The organism is Mesorhizobium japonicum MAFF 303099 (genome assembly GCF_000009625.1).
GTDB classification, from domain to species: domain Bacteria; phylum Pseudomonadota; class Alphaproteobacteria; order Rhizobiales; family Rhizobiaceae; genus Mesorhizobium; species Mesorhizobium japonicum.
The window spans coordinates 2,396,401-2,416,874 of record NC_002678.2 but is presented as its reverse complement, the minus strand read 5'-3'; the positions used below and the strand labels follow the sequence as shown (position 1 = coordinate 2,416,874).

Here is a 20,474-nt window from a genome sequence, read left to right as displayed (position 1 = left end):
ATATAACTAATTCCAAGGTGGAATAGATGGACAGGCTCATGGCGATGAGCACCTTTATAAGGGTCATCGAAACCGGCTCGTTCTCGGCCGCCGCACGGCATTTGCGCGTCGGGCAGTCAGCCGTCTCGAAGGCCGTCGCGCAGCTCGAGGAACGGCTCGGCGTTCGCCTGCTGTCGCGCACCACCCGAGGTCTCTCGCCGACCGATGCCGGCCTCAGCTTCTATGAAGGCGCCAAGCGCGCGGTCGACGAGGCCGACGAAGCCGAGAACGCGGCGCGTGGCACTGCGGCGGCGCTTACCGGGTTGCTGCGCATCGGTACGTCGGTAACCTTCGGCCGCCTGCATGTCGTGCCGAGGCTGAAAGCCTTCCTTGACGCTCACCCGAGGCTCGACGTCGAGGTGGCGATGGACGACAGGAATGTCGACCTCGTCGAGGAAGGGGTGGATGTCATGCTGCGTCTGGGTGAAAGCTTCGCCCCCGCTCACATCGGGCGCAAGATCGCCGCCTGTCGTCGTCTCGTAGTGGCGGCACCCTCCTACCTGGCACGCGAGGGCGAACCCATCGCGCCGGATGAGCTTTCGCGGCACGAGGCGATCCTTTTCGTCCGAGCCGGCACTTCCATTCGCTGGACATTCCGGCGAGGCGCCGAAGAGGTTTCGCTTGCCGGCCAAGGACGGCTGCGCGTGACTTCCGCCGAAGGGATACGTGAGGCAGTACTTTCCGGCATCGGCTTCACGGTCGGCTCCGAATGGATGTTCGACGCGGAACTGCGCAGCGGTGCGGTGCGGCCAATCCTGACCGAATGGACGTTGCCGCCGGTTGAACTGTGGGCGCTGTTTCCGGCCGGACGCAAGGCGAGCGCCAGGGCAAGAACATTCGTCGAGTTCCTGGCCGGCAGCCTGTAGCGCGGCTCAGCGTGCCATCGTCTTCAAATGTTCGATCAGCCGGTCGCGGTCCGATGTCAGGCCCTTGTAGTCGAGCTGGTCGAGATCCAGCGCTTCGAGCTGGGCGGCAAAGGACAGTGCGAGCGTCGCCCGGTCCGGGTGCCACGCCAGCACGGCGAGCGGGTCGAGATGGATGCGGATGGTGAACAGGATGTCGCGTGAGGACGGCAGCTTGCGCAGCGTCTGCCGCTCGACGCGGATGAAGGCGTGCGCCCTGACGTCACCATCGGGGAAGCGCGACGGCCGGTTGGTGGCGCGGTCGATGCGCTCGACGTTGGACAGTGGATGATAGAGCGCATTGTCGGCCTGGATCGACCAGTTGAAGCGTTCGACCGCCTGGCCCTGCAGGCCGTCGAACATGCGGTTGATCAGTTCGGCGGGACGCGTTCCCGGACCGAAGCCCGGCACGGGCTCGTGGATCTGCTGCAACGGCTTGCCGAATTTTTCGAGCAGCGACCAGGACGAGGGGAAGCATAACGAACCCGCCGCTAGCCGCCAGCCGCTGTCGTCGCGACGCATCAGGATCAGGTCTTCCTGGACCAGCAGAGAAGCCGCGACCAGCGGCGCATCGGCAAGAGCCGAAGGTAAAGCTGGGTGGTTCTCGGCGCCCACCACCTCGATGCCCGCATCGGTGCGGCGATGGGTGTGCATAAACTGCTCCGGCAGATAGGAGCCGAGCAAGTCGAGCACTTCCCGCTGGGCTTTCCGCGTGCCGTCCTCCTCGACGAAAACCCGGTCGGGGATTTCGGCATAAAGCCGGCGCTTCTCGGCGAGATAAGGCAGAAGATGGCCGTCGACCTCGATCCAGTTTGCCGGCTCAAGCGGCTTCAGCCCGATGTTGAACAGCTTCGACGAGCCGTCATAAGGGGTGTGGGTGGGCAGCGCCTCGACCAAGCTCATGCTTCCTTGAGAGCATCGAGACCGGCGGCGGTCATTCTGGTCAGGAATTCGGTGACCTCGTAGTCCGCGGCGCCCGCCTTGGCGAAGGGGTCGGCCGCCAGCCTGGCGTCGAGGATCTCGCGCGGGCATTGCGCGATGATGATGCCGCCGGTCCGTGGTTTCTTCGGCCCGGAGGCGACGAAGATGCCTTCCGCATAGCAGGCCTTCAGCCATTCGATATGCGCCGCCTGCAAGCGGTCGATCTCGGTCAGAGGAACCTTGTAGTTCAGCGCAACGACGAACATGGCGTTCTCCTGGTTCACACAAGCTTTGCGGGAATCAAGCCGCGCAGCGAATTGCCGACAAAGAGTGCCTTGGCCGACTTCAGATCGTCGTAGCTGTAGATCGCTTCTTCCGCCCGGCCTTCATCCAGAAGCTCGGCGCGCAATACGCCAGGCAGCAGGCCGCAATCGAGCCGGGGCGTTGCCAGCACGCCGTCGCCGAAATCGGCGAAGACATTGGTGATGGTGCCTTCGCAGATTTCGCCGCGCTCATTGGCCAGCAGCACCTCGTCGGCCTGGGTGACGAGATATTCGGAACGGGCATGGGTGTAGAGCTGGCGCCGGCTGGTCTTGTGGCGCAGCAGCGTGTTTTGCGAATCGAGCCGCGTCCGCGCCAGCCGCAATATCCAGACCTTGTCGGCGGCGAGCGGTTCGTAGGGCTGTGCCGAGGCCGTCGCATCGCCGTTGCGCGCCAAAGCGAGCCGCGTGCGCATGGCGGTTCGGGCGCCATCAAGGGCGTCGCTCAACACCTCGGCTATCCGTTGCGGATCACAGGCGAAGCCGAGCTCCGCCGCCGAGCCATAGAGGCGTGCAAGGTGGCGATCGAAGCGCAGGAAGCTCGTCCCGGGCTGCCAGCGCATGGTTTCGATCAGCTCGAAATCGGCGGTGTCCCCGTCGCGAAGCGGGCTTTGAGCAGGCACTCCTGATACTCCTCCTCAGGCGTCGAATCGAAGACGATGCCGCCGCCGACATTGTAGACGGCCTCGCCGCTGGCAAAGAGCGAGATGGTGCGGATCGCCACGGAAAAGCGCATCGTGCCGCCCGGTGCGATCCAGCCGATGGCGCCGCAATAGACATCGCGCGGCGCGCCCTCCAGATCGTGCAGGATCTCCATGGCGCGGATCTTCGGCGCGCCGGTGATCGAGCCGCAAGGAAACAGTGCCGCAAACACCTCGCGGATGGTGAGGCCCGGCAGCAGCTTCGCCCTGACGTCGCTCACCATCTGGTGGACGGTCGGGTAGCTCTCGATGCGGAACAGTTCCGGCACCTCCAGCGTGCCGACCTCGCTGATCAGCGAAATGTCGTTGCGCAAGAGGTCGACGATCATCCGGTTCTCGGCCTGGTTCTTCTCGTCATTGCGCAGGAAGGTCTTCTGCCGCTCATCCTCGGCCTTGGTCGCGCCGCGCGGGGCAGTGCCCTTCATTGGATGCGTCTCGATCATCCCGGCGCCGTTGATCTCGAAGAACAGTTCGGGCGAGCGCGACAGCACGACGGGATCGCCCAGCGCCACCAGCGCGCCATACTTTACCGGCTGGCGTTCGGTCAGCGCGTCGAAGGCGGCAAGCGGGTCGCCGGACCATTGCGCCTGCACCGGAAAAGTCAGATTGCCCTGGTAGCAGTCGCCTTGCCTGATGTGCTGGTGCAGCCGCGAGAAGCGCTTTTCATAGTCCTCGAAAGACCACGTCGCCCGCGCGTCGAAGATCGGGCCGTTCGGGGTTGCTGCGTTGCGTGGCGGCACCGCTTCTTCGACCGGAGCATCGAAGACACCGAGGCAGATCAACGGCGCGCGACGTTCCCGCGGCAGCAAGGGAACGAGTTTCGGTTCGAGCAGATAACCGGCCTCGTAGGAGAAATAGCCGGCCAGCCATTTGCCGGCGTCGTGCGCGGCCTGCACTGCTTCCAGCGCCGCCCCGAAATCCCGGGCCTCATGCGCCACGATGATATCGGCCGGCCGGTCGAACACGAGCTGACGCGCGCTTTCGTCGTTGCGGAAAATGGCGGCGGGCAGGGACATGGGGACCAGGATCGATGAAGCCGTCGATCGCTCTATATGGGGGGCCGCTCGCGTGCAATCGAGGGAACGGCACCCTGCCCCTCAAAGCCGACCTTTTGGCAGCCTTGCCTGCCAAAAGGAAATCGGCGGGGCCTGTGGCCCCGCCGGCTTAATAATCTGTCTCGGCGGTTCAGGTGTTGCTGGCGGTTCCGGCTGTCGGAAATTGCTTGGCGAATTCCTTCTCGTCGCCGGCGGCGAGCAGCTTGGCTTGCTCGATCCAGCGTTCGCGGGCTATGCGGCCGTCGAAGTTCATCACGTCCTCGATCCGCTTGATGTCGGCGGCCGTCCAGGCGGCGATCTGGGCGAAAGTGGTGACGCCTTGCGCCTTGAGCAGCTTCTCGTTGACCGGGCCGATACCGATCAGCCGGCGCAGATTGTCTGATTTGCCGGCCGCCGGCTTGGCTGCCGCCGGTGCGGCCTTCTTGGCGGCTGCCGGCTTGGGCGCCGCCGAACTCTTTGCCGAGGAAGCGGCGGTCGCTGCGGGTTTGCTCGTGGCGGGTTTGGCGGCCGCGGGCTTCGGTGCAGCCGACTTGGCGGTGGCGGCTTTCGCCGGTGCGGCCTTCGCGGCCGGTTTGGCGGGCGCAGCCTTGGCCGCCGCACGAGCGGATTTGGCGGCGGCCGGCGTCGACATCAGGGCGGCCGGTGGCTGACTGGCGGCCTTTGCTCCACCTGTGGAAGCCTGCGCGTCCCGCAACTGGCGCTCGAGATCGGCGCGGGTCTTGCCGCATGCATTGAGTTCGCTGGTCAGGCGGTCGCTGTCGGCACGCAGCTTGTCGCGCTCGCTGCGGGTGCGGTCGAGATCGCCGCGCAAACTGTCGAGCTCACCGCGCAGGCGACCCCAGATGAACCAGCCAACCAAAACGCCTACAAGGAACGCCAGGACCACGTAGAAAAAAGTGCCCATTGTCTCTCTCCAGTCAGATCCGTCTGCCGTGGGTCATGACCTTCGGCGATGGACTACTCGGTGTTGGTTCCGCGGGTTCGCAGAACAGCCGGCTTCGGTTCGAGCTGTCGGCGATCGGCTTTTCCAGCCCATGGCCAACGGCCGTTGTCGCGTTCGCCTGAGCGTCACGGCCGGCTGAGATTTTCCCTCGCCGATCCGCATGGGCTCCGGCTGAGCTTGCGGCGAAGGCTATCATAGAGCTTGTGGAAAGCTATGGGAAAAACTTCCGCCTAGAGTTCTTAAAGAACAAATATTTAGCGAAAGAACAGTGCCGTCCCAACATGCATTCCGGCTAAACTGTTCTTGCAAGCGAGGTGCGTCTCAGCGGTCGAGCGTTTCCAGTTCATCGATCAGGCCGCTGATGACACCGAGCCCGATCTGCCAGAAGGCGGGGTCGGTGGCGTCGAGCCCAAAGGGCGCCAGAAGCTGCGAATGATGCTTGGTGCCGCCGGCGCGCAGCATCTCGAAATACTTGTCCTGAAAACCGCGCTCGGCGTTCTGGTAGACCGCGTAGAGCGAGTTCACCAGGCAGTCGCCGAACGCATAGGCATAGACGTAGAACGGCGAATGGATGAAGTGCGGGATGTAGGTCCAGAACACCTCGTATCCCTCGCGCAGCTTGATCGCCGGGCCGAGGCTTTCGGCCTGCACCTCCAGCCAGAACTGGCCGAGCCTGTCGGATGTCAGTTCGCCGTTGCGGCGCTCGGCATGCACCTTGCGCTCGAATTCGTAGAAGGCGATCTGGCGCACCACCGTGTTGATCATGTCCTCGACCTTCTGGGCGAGCATGGCCTTGCGCTCGCGCCGGTCGGTGGTCTGCTCCAGCAGCGAGCGGAAGGTCAGCATCTCGCCGAAGACGGACGCCGTCTCGGCCAGCGTCAGTGGCGTCGAGGCCATCAGCGCGCCCTGGCCGGCGGCCAGCACCTGATGCACGCCGTGGCCAAGCTCGTGCGCCAGCGTCATCACGTCGCGCGGCTTGCCCATGTAGTTGAGCAGCACATAGGGGTGGGCCGACGGCACGGTCGGATGGGCAAAGGCGCCTGGCGATTTGCCCGGGCGCACCGGCGCATCGATCCAGTTGCGGTCGAAGAAGGTGCGCGCGATCTCGGCCATTTCGGGCGAGAAGCGTTGATAGGCGGACAGTACGGTGTTCCTGGCTTCGTCCCAGCCGATCACCGCTTGTGGCGTTTCCGGCAGCGGCGCGTTGCGGTCCCAGTGGTTCATCACGTCCATGCCGAGCCAGCGCGCCTTCATCGCGTAGTAGCGATGCGACAGGCGCGGATAGGCTTCGCGCACCGCGGTGGCGAGCGCGTCGACGACGCCGCGCTCGACACGGTTGGCGAGATGGCGGGAATCGGCAATGTCCTCGAAGCCGCGCCAGCGGTCCGAGATTTCCTTGTCCTTGGCCAGCGTGTTGGTGATCAGGGTGAAGGTGCGCAAATTCTTGCGGAAGGTCGCGGCCAGCGCCTCGGAGGCGCGGCGGCGCACTTCGCCATAGGCATCCTGCAGGCGATTGAGGGCCGGCTCCAGCGTCAGTTCCTCGCCCTCGACGTCGAAGCGAAGGTCGGTCATCGTCTCGTCGAACAGGCGGTTCCAGGCGCCGCGTCCGGTGATCGATTTCTCGTGGAAAAGCTGCTCGACGCGGTCCTCGAGCTGGTAGGGCTTGTCCATTCTGAGGTCGAGCACCCAGGGCCGGTAGTGGCCGAAAGCGGAATCGCTGGTGAGTGCGCTTTCGATCGCAGCGTCGTCGATCAGGTTCAGTTCGAGCGCGAAGAACAGGAGATGCGCGCTGGCATCGGTCATCTTCTCCTGGATGTCGCCATAGAGCTTGGCGCGCTGCGGATCGGCGGTGTTGCCGGCATAGACCAGGCCGGCATAGGAGACGATGCGGCCGATCAGTTCCTCCAGCGCCTCGTAGGCGACCAGCGCCTCGCCCAGCTTGCCGGCGCCGCCGCGCCCGGCCTCGGCGGCGAGCGTTCCCTTCCAGCGGGTCTCGAAGGCGATCGCATCGGCGGCGGCTTTGGCGATGTCCCGCTTCAGTTCCGGCGCTTCCATGCCGGCATAGAGGTCGGCAAGGTTCCATTCCGGCAGATCGCCAAGCTCGGCCGTGCCCTGACCGGACGCCGGTGCCGCAAGCCGCCGACCAAACATCATGCGCATCGACAATACCTTCTGTGAATTATGGGGTCAGAATCAAGGGGATCAGGCAAGCCGGTCAAATCGTAAGGAATTCGTTCACCGGGTTTTTTGAAACCTTATTTAGAACCCTGTGCCAAGATGATCCATGGGGATTTCGGGCGCGGGCAGTCAAGACAGTCATGACAGGTTCCATACTCATAGTCGATGACGATCCCGTGCAGCGCCGGCTGCTCGAGGCGGCGGTGACGCGGTTCGGCCACACGGCAATCGTTGTCGACGGCGGCGAGGCTGGCCTCGACGCGCTCGACGGGCCTGGTGCCCGCGACATCTGCGTGGTCATTCTCGACCTGGTCATGCCCGGTCTCGACGGCATCGGCGTGCTGAAAGCCATGCGCGAACGCGACATCACCGTCCCGGTCATCGTGCAGACCGCCCAGGGCGGCATCGAAACCGTGGTGTTGGCGATGCGCCACGGCGCCTTCGATTTCGTCGTCAAGCCGGCGTCACCCGACAGGCTGCAGGCCTCGATCGCCAATGCGCTCAAGGTCGAGGCAGTCGAGGGCGAGGTCAAGCGCACGTCGCGCAAGCGCGGCGGGTTGCTGACATTCAGGGACATGATCACCCACAGTCCGGCCATGGACAGGGTGATACGCCTCGGCCAGAAAGCGGCCGGATCCAGCATCCCGATCCTGATCGAAGGCGAATCCGGCGTCGGCAAGGAACTGGTGGCGCGTGCCATCCAGGGCAGCGGCGACCGCCGCTCGAAACCCTTCGTCACCGTCAATTGCGGCGCCATTCCCGACAATCTGGTCGAATCGATCCTGTTCGGCCACGAGAAGGGCTCGTTCACCGGCGCCACCGACAAGCACACCGGCAAATTCGTCGAAGCGCATTCGGGCACGCTGTTCCTCGACGAGATCGGCGACCTGCCGCTCGACGTGCAGGTCAAGCTGTTGCGCGCCGTGCAGGAGGGCGAGGTCGATCCGGTCGGCGGCCGTTCGACCGTCAAGGTCGACATCAGGCTGATCTCGGCGACGCATCGCAACCTCCTGCAGCAGGTCAAGGACGGCAAGTTCCGCGAAGACCTGTTCTACCGGCTCAATGTCTACCCGATCTTCGTGCCGCCGCTGCGCGACCGCCGTGACGACATTCCGCATCTGGTAACGCATTTCATGGAGAAGGTCGCGCCCGCCGACCCGCGTCGTCGCCTGCAAGGCATTTCGCCGGCAGCGCTTGCCGTGCTGGAGGCCTATGACTGGCCCGGCAACATAAGGCAGCTCGAAAACGCCGTCTTCCGCGCCTCGGTGCTGTGTGAAGGCGACGTGCTCGATGTCGATGATTTTCCGCAGATCCGCGCGCAGGTGGAAGGCACCGTCAATCTCGAAACGGACGACGCAGCACCTCGCCTCTCATCGCCTCCGGAGCTTCGCGATGAGGGGGGGCCGGCCGGCGATGACGCTCCAGCCGCCGAGCCAGACCGGCCGGCCGTGCTTCAGCCCAGATTCGGCACACTGCGGGCGCTCGACGAACGCGGCAATGTGCGGGCGCTGGCCGATGTCGAACTCGAGATGATCAAGCTTGCCATCGACCACTACAACGGCCAGATGAGCGAAGTCGCGCGCCGCCTCGGCATCGGCCGCTCGACGCTCTACCGCAAACTTAAGGAATACGGCATCGACCCGGAGACGGGTCGTGTCGACCGCCTCGCTTCCTAAGGTGCGTTGATATTCGGGTGAGGCCGGCCTGCAAACGGCGGCTTGCTGCGCTTCCCCGTTCTACTGCGTCGCAGTAGGTCGGCCTGACCTGAATCTCAACATACCCTGGGAGCGCTTGATCTCTTCCAAAAACAAGGTTCGCGTTCCCGGCGCAAGGCCGGGACCAGCTTGCAATGGCAGATCGTCCCTCTATCGGGGTTTCGGCTGGAATATGGCAGGCCTGTAGACAGCGCTGTTCACGCATTAAGGCTAATGGTAACAGATCGTGTTCGGCCAAAGCCGGAATCCTGATCTAAACCAGCGGTTTACCAAGAAACCTTGTGAACAATTTTTGACGGGATATCGCCATGGTGTTACCGCATTTCGGCTTCAATAAGCGATGATTAACCATTAGGATCGATATTCGGATGTGAAAATGACACATCCGTTTGGGCAAATCCGGGGACAAACGGCAGCCTGCAAGGCCTTTTGATTTGAACAGAATCGAACGACTCAAAAACGGGCGTCATGATCATTTGAGCGTCTGGCCGAGATGGCTGGCAGCGGTGATTGTCGCTTTTGGTTTTGTTGCCGCGGCAGCCACTGGCGCCAGCGCTGAAACGCGTTCGCTGAAGCTCTATCACCTGCACACGCATGAAAAGGCCGAGATCGTCTACAAGCGCAACGGCCGCTACCTTCCCGAAGGTCTGCGCAAGATCAACATCATCCTGCGCGACTGGCGCCGCAACGAGCCGACCAAGATGGATCCGCGCCTGCTGGACCTGGTCTGGGAGGCCTATCGCGAAAGCGGCGCCACCGACTATATCCAGGTCGTGTGCGGCTACCGTTCGCCGGCGACCAACTCGATGCTGCGCAGCCGCAGCCGCGGTGTCGCCGAGAAGAGCCAGCATATGCTCGGCAAGGCGATGGACTTCTACATTCCCGGCGTGCCGCTGAAGAAGCTGCGCAATATCGGCCTGAAGATGCAGGGCGGTGGCGTCGGCTACTATCCGACCTCCGGTTCGCCATTCGTCCATATGGATGTCGGCAATGTGCGCCACTGGCCCGGCATCAGCCGCCAGGAACTGGTCAGCCTGTTCCCCAACGGCAAGACGCTGCATGTGCCGAGCGACGGTCGGCCGCTTCCCGGCTATGAGCAGGCGATGGCCGCCTACAAGGCACGCAAGGGCGCTGGCACGCCCAATGTCGAGCTTGCGAGTGCCGGCGGCAGCGGCAAGAAGTCCGGTGGGTTCCTGGCTGCCTTGTTTGGCGGCGGCGGCTCCGATGAAGCCGATGACAGCGCCGATGTCGAGACCGCTTCGGCAGCCCCTGCGCCCAAGCCTAGAAACCTGAAGCCGGCCGCGACCGCCAAGAGCAGCAACCTGCCGGGCATCGCCGTCGTCGCGCCCGAGAATGCACAGCGCGCCAACGTTCCGCAGATTGCCGACGAGCAGGCTCCGGAACCGGAGAAGGACACGCCGGAAACGATCATCGCCGCACTGCCGGCCAAGGAGATTCCGCTGCCCGATTTCGCGCCGCGCCCGAAGGCCGATGTCGGCGCGCAGCCTGAGAATGTTCCGTTCGCCATGGCGGACGCGACGGCGACCACCGAACAGGCCGTGGCGACCGCGCAGGCGCCGGCGAACATGCCGTTCGGCAAGGCTGACCCCGCAGCGCTCGCGGCGGCGGCTGCAGCGGCTGATCCGGCGCAGGTTGCCATCAACAACATCCCCGTGCCGACATGGCGCCCTGAACGCACGCTGCCGGCGGATCTTGCGCCGCCGCCAAGCAAGGATGTGCTGATGGCGCTGGCGGATACGGCCGAACAGGGCAAGACCGCGACGGATGCGTTCTCGGTGCTGCCGACCGCGCGGCCCGAGCCGGCCAAGCCGGACGCCGTCAAGGCCGTGCTCGACGAGGCCAACGCGCAGGTCGGCAATGCCGACGAATACAAGCAGGTCGGCAATGCCGACGAATACAAGCGGGTCGGCAATGCCGACGAATACAAGGTTGCGTCGCTGGCTGAAGAGCCGCGCTCGGCCTTTAACGATCCGTCTTACGTCGATGTCGCATCGCCGCGCCAGGCCGTTGCCGCCCGTCCGGCCGGTTCCGATCCGGCTGCCGCGATCGGTGCCGGCGTGAAGACGACCCGCAAGGAAGCCAGGGCCACCGCCCGCGACCAGAAGCCAGGCCCCAGGGCCATGGTGGTCGCCGCGGCTCCCCAGGCCGCCCGCTGGGCGCTGACCAGCGGTGATAACGTCGGCACCGTTTCGAGCGCGACGACCGCGCCGGGCTACGCCTACAACATCGTGCACACGCCGCCGAGCGAGGTCTATACCGCCGGCTTCCAGACCGATGCCCAGGCGCCAGACCCCAGCCGCTTCACCGGCAACGCCGTCAAGTTCCTGTCGGTTGCCCGCTTCCAGACGAAGTAGCCGGCTGTCCAGATAAAGCAGAAGCCGCGCAGGGCAACCGGCGCGGCTTTTTGCTTTTCAGGGGTACGGCAGATGCGATGCCCCGGTGCTGGGGATGCCAGCTGACGCCGCGCGTATGTCTTGGTTCCGAGGTCCAGAGCAATTCCAGGAAAAGTGTCGGCGGTTTTCCCGGAAAAGCGCGTAGCCCTTTCCCTTGGGAATTGCGTCAAAACAAAGAGTTAGGGTGGCTCACCGTCTCCATGAAACGGTGAACCGCCCTAGTCGATTTCCAGAGTGGCTGCTTCGCCCCTGGCCAGGAGCCGCGCGGCGTCACGCGCCGGCGGCAATCCGAAATGGCGCGCATATTCCCGGCTGAACTGGGATGCGCTTTCATAGCCGACGGCAAAGGCGACACGCGTCGCGCTGCCCGGCTCCGCGATCAGCAGATGACGCGCCTCCAGCAGCCGGACCTGCTTCTGGTACTGGATCGGGCTCATGGCGGTTGCCGCCTTGAAGTGGCGGTGAAACGAAGCGTTGCTCATATGTGCAAGCGCGGCCAGTTCCGTCACATCGATAGGCTCGTTGTAGTGCGATCGTATCCAGGCGGTGGCGCGACGGATCTGTGACAGGCGGCCGTCAGCGCGCGCCAACTGGCGCAGCTTCGCGCCTTGCGGGCCTTGCAACAGGCGGAATGCGATCTCGCGTTCAAGCATGGGCGCCAGCACCGGGATTTCAGCCGGACGGTCGAGCAGCCGCAGCATGCGGCGCCAGGCATCGAGCAGTTCATCATCCAACCGGTTGGTCACGAAGCTGTCGCCGTCGACCGCCGGTGTGTGGTCGATAAGCAGGCTGGCGATCAGTCCGACATCGAGGGCGAAGGCGATGGCCATGTAAGGACGGGCGCTGCTCGCCTCGATCAGCTGGCTGGTGGCGGGCGTCTCCACCGCATAGACGAAATAGCTGCCGGCGCCGTAGCGAAGCGTGCGGTCGCCGATCAGCACAGTCTTCGCACCTTGCAGCACGAACAGCGCCGTCGGCTGACAAAGCTCGGGCAGTGGCGGAGTCGCAACCTCGCTGCGGCCGATGGTGACACGCGGGATGGCCGTTTTGGTGCGCCGCCCATGCGCATGCCGGCCGGCGATCGCGATTAATTCCTGAAAGGCGTCTTCCATGTCTTCAGCATTGCCGATCCATGCGGGCCGCGCAACCAGTTGAGAGGATTAGGCAAGAGGAAGCGAATATCCGGCGCGCGAAATCGGCCGACGCACGTCATGTCTGGGTTTCAAAGAAGGAGACATGGACATGACGACCAAAGCGAACGTGCTGATCACCGGCGCCAACAAGGGCATCGGCCTCGAAACCGCTCGCCGGCTGGCGGCCATGGGGTTCAATGTCTGGCTCGGCGCCCGCGATGCCGAGCGCGGGGAGGCGGCGGCAAAGGCGTTGCGCAATGAAGGGCTCGACGTGGAATGGCTCGCGCTCGACGTCGCCAGCGACGACAGTGTGGCGGCGGCGGCCAGAACCTTGACGGCGCGGGTCTCCAGCCTCGACGTGCTGGTCAACAATGCCGGCATTGCCCCAGGCTATGTTGACGCGCTCGGGCCTGACGGCCGCTACGAACGGGCGCCAAGTCGCGAGAATGTCGCCGACATGAAGGCCACCTTTGACGTCAACGTCTTCGGCCCGGTTCGCGTCACCCAGGCCTTCCTGCCGCTGCTCCTGGCAGCGCCCGCCGCCCGCATCGTCATGGTCAGCAGTTACCTCGGCTCGATCGCGCGCGCCGCGGGCAACAGCCAATCGCCCAATGTCATGGGTTATGGCAGCTCGAAGACAGCGCTCAATGCCATCACCGTGGCCTTCGCCCGGGAGCTGTCGCCGCGCGGCATGATGGTCAACGCTGCGGCTCCGGGCTACACCGCGACGGATCTCAATGCGCACAGAGGCACCCGTACGGTGCAGCAGGCGGCCGAGATCATCGTGCAACTGGCGGCGCTGAAGGCTGGCGGGCCTACCGGCGGATATTTCGACGAGAATGGTCCGTTGCCTTGGTGAGCGGGGACCGACTATTTCCTGAGCTGGCTGGCAGCGCGTGCGAGCGCTTCGATTTCGTCCCACTTGCCGGCCTTGACCATGTCGTCGGGCGCGACCCAGGAGCCGCCGACGCAGATGACGTTGGGCAGGCTGAGATAGTCGGCGGCGTTCTTGCCGGTGATGCCGCCGGTCGGGCAGAATTTGACGTCGGCCAGCGGCGAGGCGAAGGCCTTCAGCGAGGCGATGCCGCCAGACTGCTCGGCCGGGAAGAATTTCAGGAAGCGCAGGCCCGCCTCGCGCGCGGCCATGATCTCGCCGGGCGTGATGGCGCCGGGCAGCAGTGGAACCTCGCTGTCGGCGGCGGCTGCCAGAAGCTCGCGCGTGATGCCGGGGCTGACGATGAAGCGCGAGCCGGCACTGGCGGCCTCGTCGAACTGCCTGCTGTCCAGAATGGTACCGGCGCCGACAATGGCTTCCTCGACCTCGGCCGCCACCCGCCGGATCGCTTCCAGCGCATCGGCGGTCCGCAACGTGATCTCGATCGCCGGCAGGCCGCCGCGTGCCAAGGCGCGGGCCAACGGCACCGCGTTGGCGACATCATTGATCTTCAGCACCGGGATGACCGGTTGGCCGTTGAGGAGCGACAGGAGTTTTTCGGTCTTGCTGGGCATCTGTCTCTCCATAGATAAGGGTCATTTCAACCGATTAGCAGACGGGTGTTTGCCTGTCCACGAAACCGGTCGCGTCGCGATGTCACGCGCTAGCGGACAGCTTACCGGCTCTTTCCCGACAGGGCCATGACAGGTGTCGAGGCCGGTTTCGCCTTGAATCGGCTTTTACGAGCGTCTAGTTGCTCTGACAATGACACCGTCCGCTCCTTCCCAGCCTGTCCGCGTCGCCGCGCTCTACCGGTTTGCCCGGCTCGACGCCTTCGAGGCGCTGCGCGCGCCGCTCGCCGCCTTCTGCTGCGGCCGCGGCATCAAGGGCACGCTGCTTCTGGCGCATGAAGGCATCAACGGCACCGTCGCCGGCAGCGAAGAAGCGATCGCCGAGCTCATCGACCATATCGAAGCCATCGACGGGTTGGCCGGCCTGGAGGTCAAGTTCAGCAGTGCCACAGACATGCCGTTCCACCGCATGAAGGTGCGGCTGAAACGCGAGATCGTCACCATGGGTGTCGAAGACATCGACCCGGCAACAAGCGCCGGCACCTATGTCGCGCCCGCCGACTGGAACGCGCTGATTTCCGAGCCCGGCACGATCGTCATCGACACGCGCAACACCTACGAGGTCTCGATCGGCACGTTCAAGGGTGCGGTCGATCCGGCGACCGCGAGCTTTCGCGAATTCCCCGCCTGGGTGGAAGCGCACCGGGCGGAGCTCGAAGGCCGCAAGGTGGCGATGTTCTGCACCGGCGGCATTCGCTGCGAAAAGGCGACCGCCTATGTCAAGTCGCTCGGCTTCGAGGATGTGTTCCACCTCAAGGGCGGCATCCTCAAATATCTCGAAGAGGTGCCGGCCGAACAGAGCCTGTGGCAAGGCGAGTGCTTCGTCTTCGACGAGCGGGTTTCGGTGTCGCACGGTCTCGCCGAAGGTGATGCGGAACTCTGCCGTGCCTGCCGCCATCCGCTGACGGCAAGCGAGCTGACATCGCCCAGATATGCCGCCGGCGTCTCTTGTCCGCATTGCTTCGACGCCCGTACTGATGAGGACCGTCAGCGTTACGCCGAGCGCCAGCGGCAGGTCGAGTTGGCACAAGCGCGGGGCAAGAGGCCTCATATCGGGTCCTGATCCGGGCGAGGGAGCCCGGCAAAGCGGCGGGCTGTCATTGCATTGTCAAGTTTCGGGACCTACGTCTTCGGCGTTCGAAACCTGCCCGTTCGGCCGGGCAAAAGCTGGAGGCACTGAATGTTCGATCCCAAGAAGCTTCTCGACGATCTGCTCGGCTCGCAAATTCCCGGCACCAGCGGCACCGTCCGCGACAAGGCGGGCCAGGCCGTGCAGATGGCCAAGGACAACCCGCTGGCCGCCGGTGCCTTGGCAGCGGTGCTGCTTGGAACAGGGGCTGGCCGCGAGGTGACCGGTGCCGCGGTGAAGCTCGGTGGATTGGCCGCGATCGGTGGCCTCGCCTACAAGGCCTACCAGAACTACAAGGCCGGCAACGCCCCGGAGCAGGCGCCTGCCGCCGGCGAACCGGAATTGCTGCCGCCGCCCAAGGACACCGCCTTCCATCCGTCGCAGGCGCCGCAGGGCGAGGATGAATTCACGCTGACCCTGGTGCGGGCGATGATCTCGGCGGCCAAGGCCGACGGCCATGTCGACGACGAGGAGCGCAAGAAGATCGCCGGCAAGCTCAGCCTTGCGGGGATCGGCTCCGATGCCGAGAAATTCCTGATGGCGGAACTGGAAAGCCCGCTCGACCTCGACACGCTTGTGGCAGGCGCCAAGACCGACGCGCAGAAGCTCGAACTCTATACTGCGTCGCGCCTCACCATCGATCCCGACACGCGCGCCGAGCGCGGCTATCTCGACCTGCTTGCCGGCCGGCTCGGCCTGCCGGACGCGCTGGTCGACCATGTCGAGGCGACGGTTTCGGCGGCCAAGGTTCCCGCAACAAAGGCCGGAACTTCGCCCAATCCACGATGGTAGGATCAGATCGGGACAGGCCGTCTTTCCGTCGTTAACCTTTCGTTAACTCAGCAAGCGCATGATTCTACACAGTCGGATCGGCTTTTCCTCCTCCCAAGCCCGGTTCAGATCAGGGCGGTCGCCAATGACCGCCCTTTTTGTCGGCCCACGCTGGGCCTTCTCCGAAAATCGAGCGCCATTTTTCGAGGACATGCCCATGCAGGTCCGCTTGCCATCGCTGCCGTCATTTGCGATTCCTTCTGCCGAGCCAAATCCTGAAGATCAGTCGGGCACGCTCGGCGCTGCCGGAGGACATCAGCCATGACCGAAGAAAGAACCGCCATCGTCACCGGTGCCGGCACAGGCATCGGCAAGAGCGTCGCCACGGCGCTGCTCAAGGCCGGCTGGAACACGGTGTTCTGCGGCCGCCGCAAAGCGGTGCTCGATGCCGCGATCGTCGAGGCCGGCCGGACCGAGGCCAAGGCATTGGCGGTTGCCTGCGACATCAGCAAGGCCGGCGAGGTCGACGATCTGTTCGAGACGGTGGCGGAAGCCTTCGGCCGCGTCGACCTGCTCTTCAACAATGCCGGCATGGGCTACAAGTCGACGCCGATCGACGAGATCCCGGTCGAAGTGTGGAACGATATTGTCGGCGTCAATCTCACCGGTTCGTTCCTGTGCGCCCGCGCCGCCTTTGGCGCCATGCGCAAGCAACGACCGATGGGCGGGCGCATCATCAACAACGGCTCGGTGTCGGCCTATGCGCCGCGCCCGGGCTCGGTGCCCTATACGGCGACCAAGCATGCCATCACCGGCCTGACCAAGACGCTGGCGCTCGACGGCCGGCCCTACGACATCGCCTGCGGCCAGATCGACATCGGCAATGCGCTGACCGACATGGCGCAGCCGATGACCGTCGGCGTGCCGCAGGCCAATGGCTCGATCGCCGCCGAAGCAGTGATGGATGTCCAGCACGTTGCCGATGCCGTCGTCCACATGGCCAGCCTGCCGCTCGAGGCGAACGTGCTGTTCATGACCGTGATGGCGACCAAGATGCCGTTCGTCGGGCGTGGGTGAGCAGCGGACGCTTGCAGGGCCTCCGCCGCCGGCTCATTTGCCCGCCAGCGGCGCACCGGGCTTGAACAGCAGAATGGGCCTGATCTCGTAGACGGCGGTCGAATTGACGCGGCGAAGGTCGCGGGCGATCGCGATGGCCTTGTCCCGGGTGGCGCAGTCGACGACATAGAGGCCGAGCAATTGTTCCTTGGTCTCGGCGAAAGGGCCGTCGATGACCACGCCGTCGCCCGGGCCGCGCAAGGTGAAGGCATCCTGCGTCGCCCCCAGACGCGCCGACGGTCCAAGTGTGCCTTCCTCACGAAGCCGCGTGTTGATCTTCAGCAGGTCGGCCATCAGTGCCGCATCTTCCTGCGGCGTCAGCGCCTTGATCGCATCTTCCATGTGATAGGCAAGGATTGCATAGAACATCTAGGGCACCCCCGGTTCGATCCCAATCCTCGGATCGTAACCGGTCCCGACATGGAGGCACAGTCTTGCCCGCGAGCCTCCCGACGGATCATGACACCGCCATGGCGGCTGGCCGCTAATTATCCGGAAAGGCTCCGGCCTGCTTCGATGTCTATTTGGAGAGGAACGCCCCGATCCGTTCCAGCGCGCGCAAGATGTTCTCCTCGGAGTTGGCGTAGGAGAGCCTGACATAGCCTTCGCCGAGAATGCCGAAATCGGGGCCGCCGATCAGCGCCACGCCGGCGTCGTCGAGCAGTGCGGAGGCGAGCTTCTTTGCCTTCCAGCCGGTTTTCGAGACATTGGGGAAGGCGTAGAACGCGCCCTTGGGCGTGATGCAGGAAATGTTGGGCAAGGCATTCAGCCCTTCGACGACGACCTTCCTGCGGCGGTCGAAGGCGCGCATCATGGTGTCGACGTCGTCCTGCGGGCCGTCGATGGCCGCGATGCCGGCGAACTGGCTCGGCGCGTTGACGCAGGACCAGCAATTGACCGCCAGCTTGCGCACCTTGTCGTAGAGATGTGCGCCCCTGTCGCCATTCGGCCAGATCGACCAGCCCATGCGCCAGCCGGTCATCGCCCAGGTCTTGGACCAGCCATTGAGCACGATCAGCCGGTCGCGGATTTCGGGATAGCCGAGCAGCGAGCAGTGCGTCTCGCCGTCATAGGTCATAGCGTCGTAGATCTCGTCGGAGAGGATGGCGACATCGGGGTGTTTCTCCAGCCCCTTGACCAGCTTCTCGATTTCGGCGCGCGGCGTGACGCCGCCGGTCGGGTTGGCCGGCGAGTTGAGGATCAAGAGCCTGGTCTTGGAGGTGATCAGTGCCAGCGTTTCTTCTGCGGAAAAGGCAAAGCCGTTTTCCTCGCGCATCGGCACCGGGATCGGCGCGGCACCGGTGAATTCGATCATCGAACGATAGATGGGAAAGCCGGGGTCGGGATAGAGGATCTCGGCGCCAGGCTCGCCGAACATCAGGATCGCGGCGAACATGGTCGGCTTGCCGCCGGGCAGGATCATCACCGCTTCGGGCGAGACCTCGACGCCGGTGGTGGTCAGCGTGCGCCGCACCACCGCCTCGCGCGTTGCCAGCAGGCCGTTGGCCGGCGTGTAGCCGTGGTGGCCGTCGCGCAGCGCCTTGATCGCCGCCTCGACGATGTGCTGCGGCGTCTTGAAGTCGGGCTGGCCGATGCCGAGATTGACGATGTCGCGGCCTTGTTGGGCAAGTGCGGTCGCCCGCGCGAGCACCGCGAACGCGTTTTCCTCGCCGAGACGGTCGAAGGCCGAAATCGTGTGGAGCATTTTTCCCGTCCGTGTGGTTCTTACTGTGGGGTTGCGTTTTTGTGAGCTTCGGCTGGCAAAAGTCAAACGGATTGGAGTCCTCGGTGTCGGAAAATCTCAGAGATTGGCAGGCGCGCCCGCGACCGGAGCGCAAGGCGATCGACGGTCGCTATGTCAGGCTTGAACCGCTGAGCGCCGCAAAACACGGTGATGGGCTTTATGAAGCGTCTTCCGTGTCCGATGTCGACGGGCGCTTCGCCTGGCTGCCCGACTATCCGCCGGAAACCCGCCCCGCCTTCCAACCCTGGCTGGACAAGGTCGAGGCGAGCGAAGACCCGCTGTTCTTCGCCGTCATCGACAAGGCCAGCGGCAAGGTCGCCGGCCGCCAGACATTGATGCGCATCGATCCCGCCTACGGCGTCATCGAGATCGGCAACATCTATTGGGGGCCGCTGATCTCGCGCAAGCCGGGCGCGACGGAAGCGCAGTTCCTGTTCATGAAATACATCTTCGACGAACTCGGCTACCGCCGCTACGAATGGAAGTGCAACAACCGCAACGAGCCGTCGAAGCGGGCGGCGGAACGGTTCGGCTTCAAGTTCGAGGGCATTTTCCGCCAGCACCTCATCGTCAAGGGTGAAAACCGCGATACCGCATGGTATTCGATCATCGACAAGGAATGGCCGGCCCTGCGCAAAGCCTATGAGGCATGGCTCGACCCGGCCAATTTCGACGGCGCCGGCCAGCAGAAGCGACGGCTCGAGGATTGTCGCGCAGAATTCGGCGCTTAAGTCCGGCTGGGGCGCATGACAGGAGCTGCCATTTGGCGCACACCCATTCCCACGACCATAGCGGGCATGATCACGAGGGCGCCGGCCATGTGCATGGCGCGACCGACAAGAAGCGCGTGCTGATCGCCGCCTGCCTGACGGCGGGCTTCATGGTGGCGGAAGCGCTTGGCGGCCTGTTCACCGGGTCGCTGGCGCTGCTGGCGGACGCCGGCCACATGCTGGCCGACGCCATCGCCCTCGGCCTTGCCTGGTATGCCTTCCATCTAGCCGGGCGGCCGGCGACGGGCCAGCTCACCTATGGTTTTGGCCGGGTCAAGACGCTGGTCGCCTACACCAACGGCATCGCCATCTTCGTCATCGCGCTGTGGATCGTCTACGAGGCCTGGCAGCGCCTGCTCACACCGGCGCCGGTGCTTGGCGGACCGATGCTGGTCGTGGCGATCCTCGGCCTGCTGGTCAATATCGGTTCCTTCCTGGTGCTGCATGGCGGCGATCGCGAAAGCCTCAACATGCGCGGCGCCATCCTGCATGTGCTTGGCGACCTGCTCGGCTCGGCGGCGGCGATCGTGGCGGCGGTGGTGATCCTTGTTACCGGCTGGACGCCGATCGACCCGATCCTGTCGGTGCTGGTCTCGCTGCTGATCCTGTCGACGGCCTGGTCGCTGATGCGCGCCGCCGCCCATGTGCTGCTCGAAGGCGTGCCGCCAAGCCTCGACCGCGACCTCATCGCAACGGACTTGGAAACCACGATCCAAGGCGTGCGCGAAGTGCACCATATGCATGTCTGGTCGATCGATGGGTCAAGCAACATGGCGACGCTGCATGCCTGCCTTGACGAGGGTGTCGATGCGCATCGGGCCGTCAGCGCCATCAAGAAGCGGCTTGCCAGCGAGCACGGCATCAGCCATGCCACCGTGGAACCGGAATTCGGCCAATGCGCCGACGAGGCCGGCGACCACGAGCATGAACATGAGCATGAGCACGATGCGGCCGCGCATCACAGCCACCATCACTAAGCCCGGTCGATAGCCGGCGCTGCCTCAGGAGTTGCACAGCTTTGAAAGCCAGCCTGACGAATGCCCGCTGCCCCGGTGCT

At 64.6% G+C, this 20,474-nt stretch carries 20 protein-coding genes; 10 read left to right on the top strand and 10 right to left on the bottom strand.

Translation table 11 applies throughout. The features are described 5' to 3' along the window. The first annotated feature begins 26 nt into the window (after window positions 1–26). Window positions 27–905, top strand: a complete 879-nt coding sequence (locus MAFF_RS12855) for a LysR family transcriptional regulator (protein ID WP_010911347.1) — start codon at window positions 27–29, stop codon at window positions 903–905. Window positions 906–911: 6 nt separating this feature from the next. Here the strand turns inward: MAFF_RS12855 and MAFF_RS12850 are convergent, their stop codons facing one another. The 6 genes from MAFF_RS12850 to MAFF_RS12825 form a co-directional block, all read right to left on the bottom strand. Next, window positions 912–1,844 (bottom strand): heme-dependent oxidative N-demethylase family protein, encoded by a 933-nt coding sequence (locus MAFF_RS12850; protein ID WP_044548305.1) that lies wholly within the window; start codon window positions 1,842–1,844, stop codon window positions 912–914. Continuing rightward, a complete protein-coding gene (locus MAFF_RS12845) occupies window positions 1,841–2,128 on the bottom strand; it encodes a YciI family protein (RefSeq protein WP_032933736.1) in 288 nt (95 codons plus the stop codon). The genes MAFF_RS12850 and MAFF_RS12845 overlap by 4 nt, the downstream gene beginning before the upstream one ends. Before the next feature lie 14 nt (window positions 2,129–2,142). After that, window positions 2,143–2,805 (bottom strand): aminotransferase class IV family protein, encoded by a 663-nt coding sequence (locus MAFF_RS12840; protein WP_010911344.1) that lies wholly within the window; start codon window positions 2,803–2,805, stop codon window positions 2,143–2,145. After that, window positions 2,754–3,911 (bottom strand): aminodeoxychorismate synthase component I, encoded by a 1,158-nt coding sequence (locus tag MAFF_RS12835; protein ID WP_425280336.1) that lies wholly within the window; start codon window positions 3,909–3,911, stop codon window positions 2,754–2,756. The genes MAFF_RS12840 and MAFF_RS12835 overlap by 52 nt, the downstream gene beginning before the upstream one ends. A gap of 157 nt (window positions 3,912–4,068) precedes the next feature. Continuing rightward, window positions 4,069–4,842: an NADH dehydrogenase gene (locus MAFF_RS12830; RefSeq protein ID WP_010911342.1), complete on the bottom strand. Its 774-nt coding sequence runs from the start codon at window positions 4,840–4,842 to the stop codon at window positions 4,069–4,071. A 360-nt stretch (window positions 4,843–5,202) separates the two neighbouring features. After that, window positions 5,203–7,041, bottom strand: coding sequence for a M3 family oligoendopeptidase (locus MAFF_RS12825; RefSeq protein ID WP_010911341.1), 1,839 nt, complete (start codon window positions 7,039–7,041; stop codon window positions 5,203–5,205). Between the two features lie 158 nt (window positions 7,042–7,199). Between MAFF_RS12825 and MAFF_RS12820 the strand changes: the two genes are divergently transcribed. Continuing rightward, a complete protein-coding gene (locus tag MAFF_RS12820) occupies window positions 7,200–8,735 on the top strand; it encodes a sigma-54-dependent transcriptional regulator (RefSeq protein WP_010911340.1) in 1,536 nt (511 codons plus the stop codon). Window positions 8,736–9,280: 545 nt separating this feature from the next. Then, window positions 9,281–11,149 (top strand): DUF882 domain-containing protein, encoded by a 1,869-nt coding sequence (locus MAFF_RS12815; RefSeq protein ID WP_010911339.1) that lies wholly within the window; start codon window positions 9,281–9,283, stop codon window positions 11,147–11,149. A gap of 257 nt (window positions 11,150–11,406) precedes the next feature. Here the strand turns inward: MAFF_RS12815 and MAFF_RS12810 are convergent, their stop codons facing one another. Beyond that, window positions 11,407–12,300 carry an AraC family transcriptional regulator gene (locus tag MAFF_RS12810; RefSeq protein ID WP_010911338.1) on the bottom strand — a complete coding sequence of 298 codons (894 nt, stop codon included), beginning with the start codon at window positions 12,298–12,300 and terminating at the stop codon, window positions 11,407–11,409. A 130-nt stretch (window positions 12,301–12,430) separates the two neighbouring features. Between MAFF_RS12810 and MAFF_RS12805 the strand changes: the two genes are divergently transcribed. Beyond that, window positions 12,431–13,180: an SDR family NAD(P)-dependent oxidoreductase gene (locus MAFF_RS12805; RefSeq protein ID WP_044550868.1), complete on the top strand. Its 750-nt coding sequence runs from the start codon at window positions 12,431–12,433 to the stop codon at window positions 13,178–13,180. Between the two features lie 11 nt (window positions 13,181–13,191). Here the strand turns inward: MAFF_RS12805 and MAFF_RS12800 are convergent, their stop codons facing one another. Beyond that, window positions 13,192–13,830 (bottom strand): 2-dehydro-3-deoxy-phosphogluconate aldolase, encoded by a 639-nt coding sequence (locus MAFF_RS12800; protein WP_032931553.1) that lies wholly within the window; start codon window positions 13,828–13,830, stop codon window positions 13,192–13,194. Window positions 13,831–14,020: 190 nt separating this feature from the next. Between MAFF_RS12800 and MAFF_RS12795 the strand changes: the two genes are divergently transcribed. From MAFF_RS12795 to MAFF_RS12780, 4 genes are all read left to right on the top strand, one after another. Continuing rightward, entirely contained in the window at window positions 14,021–14,950 is a 930-nt protein-coding gene (locus tag MAFF_RS12795) for a rhodanese-related sulfurtransferase (RefSeq protein WP_010911335.1), read from the top strand. A 117-nt stretch (window positions 14,951–15,067) separates the two neighbouring features. Further along, the gene (locus MAFF_RS12790; protein ID WP_010911334.1) at window positions 15,068–15,808 is read left to right on the top strand and encodes a tellurite resistance TerB family protein; all 741 of its coding nucleotides are present in this window, start codon (window positions 15,068–15,070) and stop codon (window positions 15,806–15,808) included. 124 nt (window positions 15,809–15,932) lie between these two features. Then, window positions 15,933–16,112, top strand: a complete 180-nt coding sequence (locus MAFF_RS12785) for a hypothetical protein (RefSeq protein WP_044548303.1) — start codon at window positions 15,933–15,935, stop codon at window positions 16,110–16,112. Further along, window positions 16,109–16,864, top strand: coding sequence for an SDR family oxidoreductase (locus MAFF_RS12780; RefSeq protein WP_010911332.1), 756 nt, complete (start codon window positions 16,109–16,111; stop codon window positions 16,862–16,864). Before MAFF_RS12785 ends, MAFF_RS12780 begins: the two co-directional genes overlap by 4 nt. A 33-nt stretch (window positions 16,865–16,897) precedes the next feature. Here MAFF_RS12780 and MAFF_RS12775 read toward each other — a convergent pair whose 3' ends face one another. Both MAFF_RS12775 and MAFF_RS12770 read right to left on the bottom strand, forming a co-directional pair. After that, window positions 16,898–17,272, bottom strand: coding sequence for a YciI family protein (locus tag MAFF_RS12775; protein WP_010911331.1), 375 nt, complete (start codon window positions 17,270–17,272; stop codon window positions 16,898–16,900). 151 nt (window positions 17,273–17,423) lie between these two features. After that, window positions 17,424–18,608, bottom strand: coding sequence for a pyridoxal phosphate-dependent aminotransferase (locus tag MAFF_RS12770; protein ID WP_010911330.1), 1,185 nt, complete (start codon window positions 18,606–18,608; stop codon window positions 17,424–17,426). An 83-nt stretch (window positions 18,609–18,691) separates the two neighbouring features. Here MAFF_RS12770 and MAFF_RS12765 point away from each other — a divergent pair, with 83 nt between their 5' ends. Both MAFF_RS12765 and MAFF_RS12760 read left to right on the top strand, forming a co-directional pair. After that, complete coding sequence (locus MAFF_RS12765) at window positions 18,692–19,378, top strand: GNAT family N-acetyltransferase (RefSeq protein ID WP_010911329.1); 687 nt, start codon at window positions 18,692–18,694, stop codon at window positions 19,376–19,378. 32 nt (window positions 19,379–19,410) lie between these two features. Then, entirely contained in the window at window positions 19,411–20,394 is a 984-nt protein-coding gene (locus tag MAFF_RS12760; RefSeq protein WP_044548302.1) for a cation diffusion facilitator family transporter, read from the top strand. Window positions 20,395–20,474: the final 80 nt, after the last annotated feature.

Bases quoted from the DNA above. Each gene is read 5' to 3' on its own strand.
- MAFF_RS12855 (WP_010911347.1), top strand. From the start codon at position 27: ATGGACAGGCTCATGGCGATGAGCACCTTTATAAGGGTCATCGAAACC.
- MAFF_RS12850 (WP_044548305.1), bottom strand. From the start codon at position 1,844: ATGAGCTTGGTCGAGGCGCTGCCCACCCACACCCCTTATGACGGCTCG.
- MAFF_RS12845 (WP_032933736.1), bottom strand. From the start codon at position 2,128: ATGTTCGTCGTTGCGCTGAACTACAAGGTTCCTCTGACCGAGATCGAC.
- MAFF_RS12830 (WP_010911342.1), bottom strand. From the start codon at position 4,842: ATGGGCACTTTTTTCTACGTGGTCCTGGCGTTCCTTGTAGGCGTTTTG.
- MAFF_RS12825 (WP_010911341.1), bottom strand. From the start codon at position 7,041: ATGCGCATGATGTTTGGTCGGCGGCTTGCGGCACCGGCGTCCGGTCAG.
- MAFF_RS12820 (WP_010911340.1), top strand. From the start codon at position 7,200: ATGACAGGTTCCATACTCATAGTCGATGACGATCCCGTGCAGCGCCGG.
- MAFF_RS12810 (WP_010911338.1), bottom strand. From the start codon at position 12,300: ATGGAAGACGCCTTTCAGGAATTAATCGCGATCGCCGGCCGGCATGCG.
- MAFF_RS12805 (WP_044550868.1), top strand. From the start codon at position 12,431: ATGACGACCAAAGCGAACGTGCTGATCACCGGCGCCAACAAGGGCATC.
- MAFF_RS12800 (WP_032931553.1), bottom strand. From the start codon at position 13,830: ATGCCCAGCAAGACCGAAAAACTCCTGTCGCTCCTCAACGGCCAACCG.
- MAFF_RS12795 (WP_010911335.1), top strand. From the start codon at position 14,021: ATGACACCGTCCGCTCCTTCCCAGCCTGTCCGCGTCGCCGCGCTCTAC.
- MAFF_RS12790 (WP_010911334.1), top strand. From the start codon at position 15,068: ATGTTCGATCCCAAGAAGCTTCTCGACGATCTGCTCGGCTCGCAAATT.
- MAFF_RS12785 (WP_044548303.1), top strand. From the start codon at position 15,933: ATGACCGCCCTTTTTGTCGGCCCACGCTGGGCCTTCTCCGAAAATCGA.
- MAFF_RS12780 (WP_010911332.1), top strand. From the start codon at position 16,109: ATGACCGAAGAAAGAACCGCCATCGTCACCGGTGCCGGCACAGGCATC.
- MAFF_RS12775 (WP_010911331.1), bottom strand. From the start codon at position 17,272: ATGTTCTATGCAATCCTTGCCTATCACATGGAAGATGCGATCAAGGCG.
- MAFF_RS12770 (WP_010911330.1), bottom strand. From the start codon at position 18,608: ATGCTCCACACGATTTCGGCCTTCGACCGTCTCGGCGAGGAAAACGCG.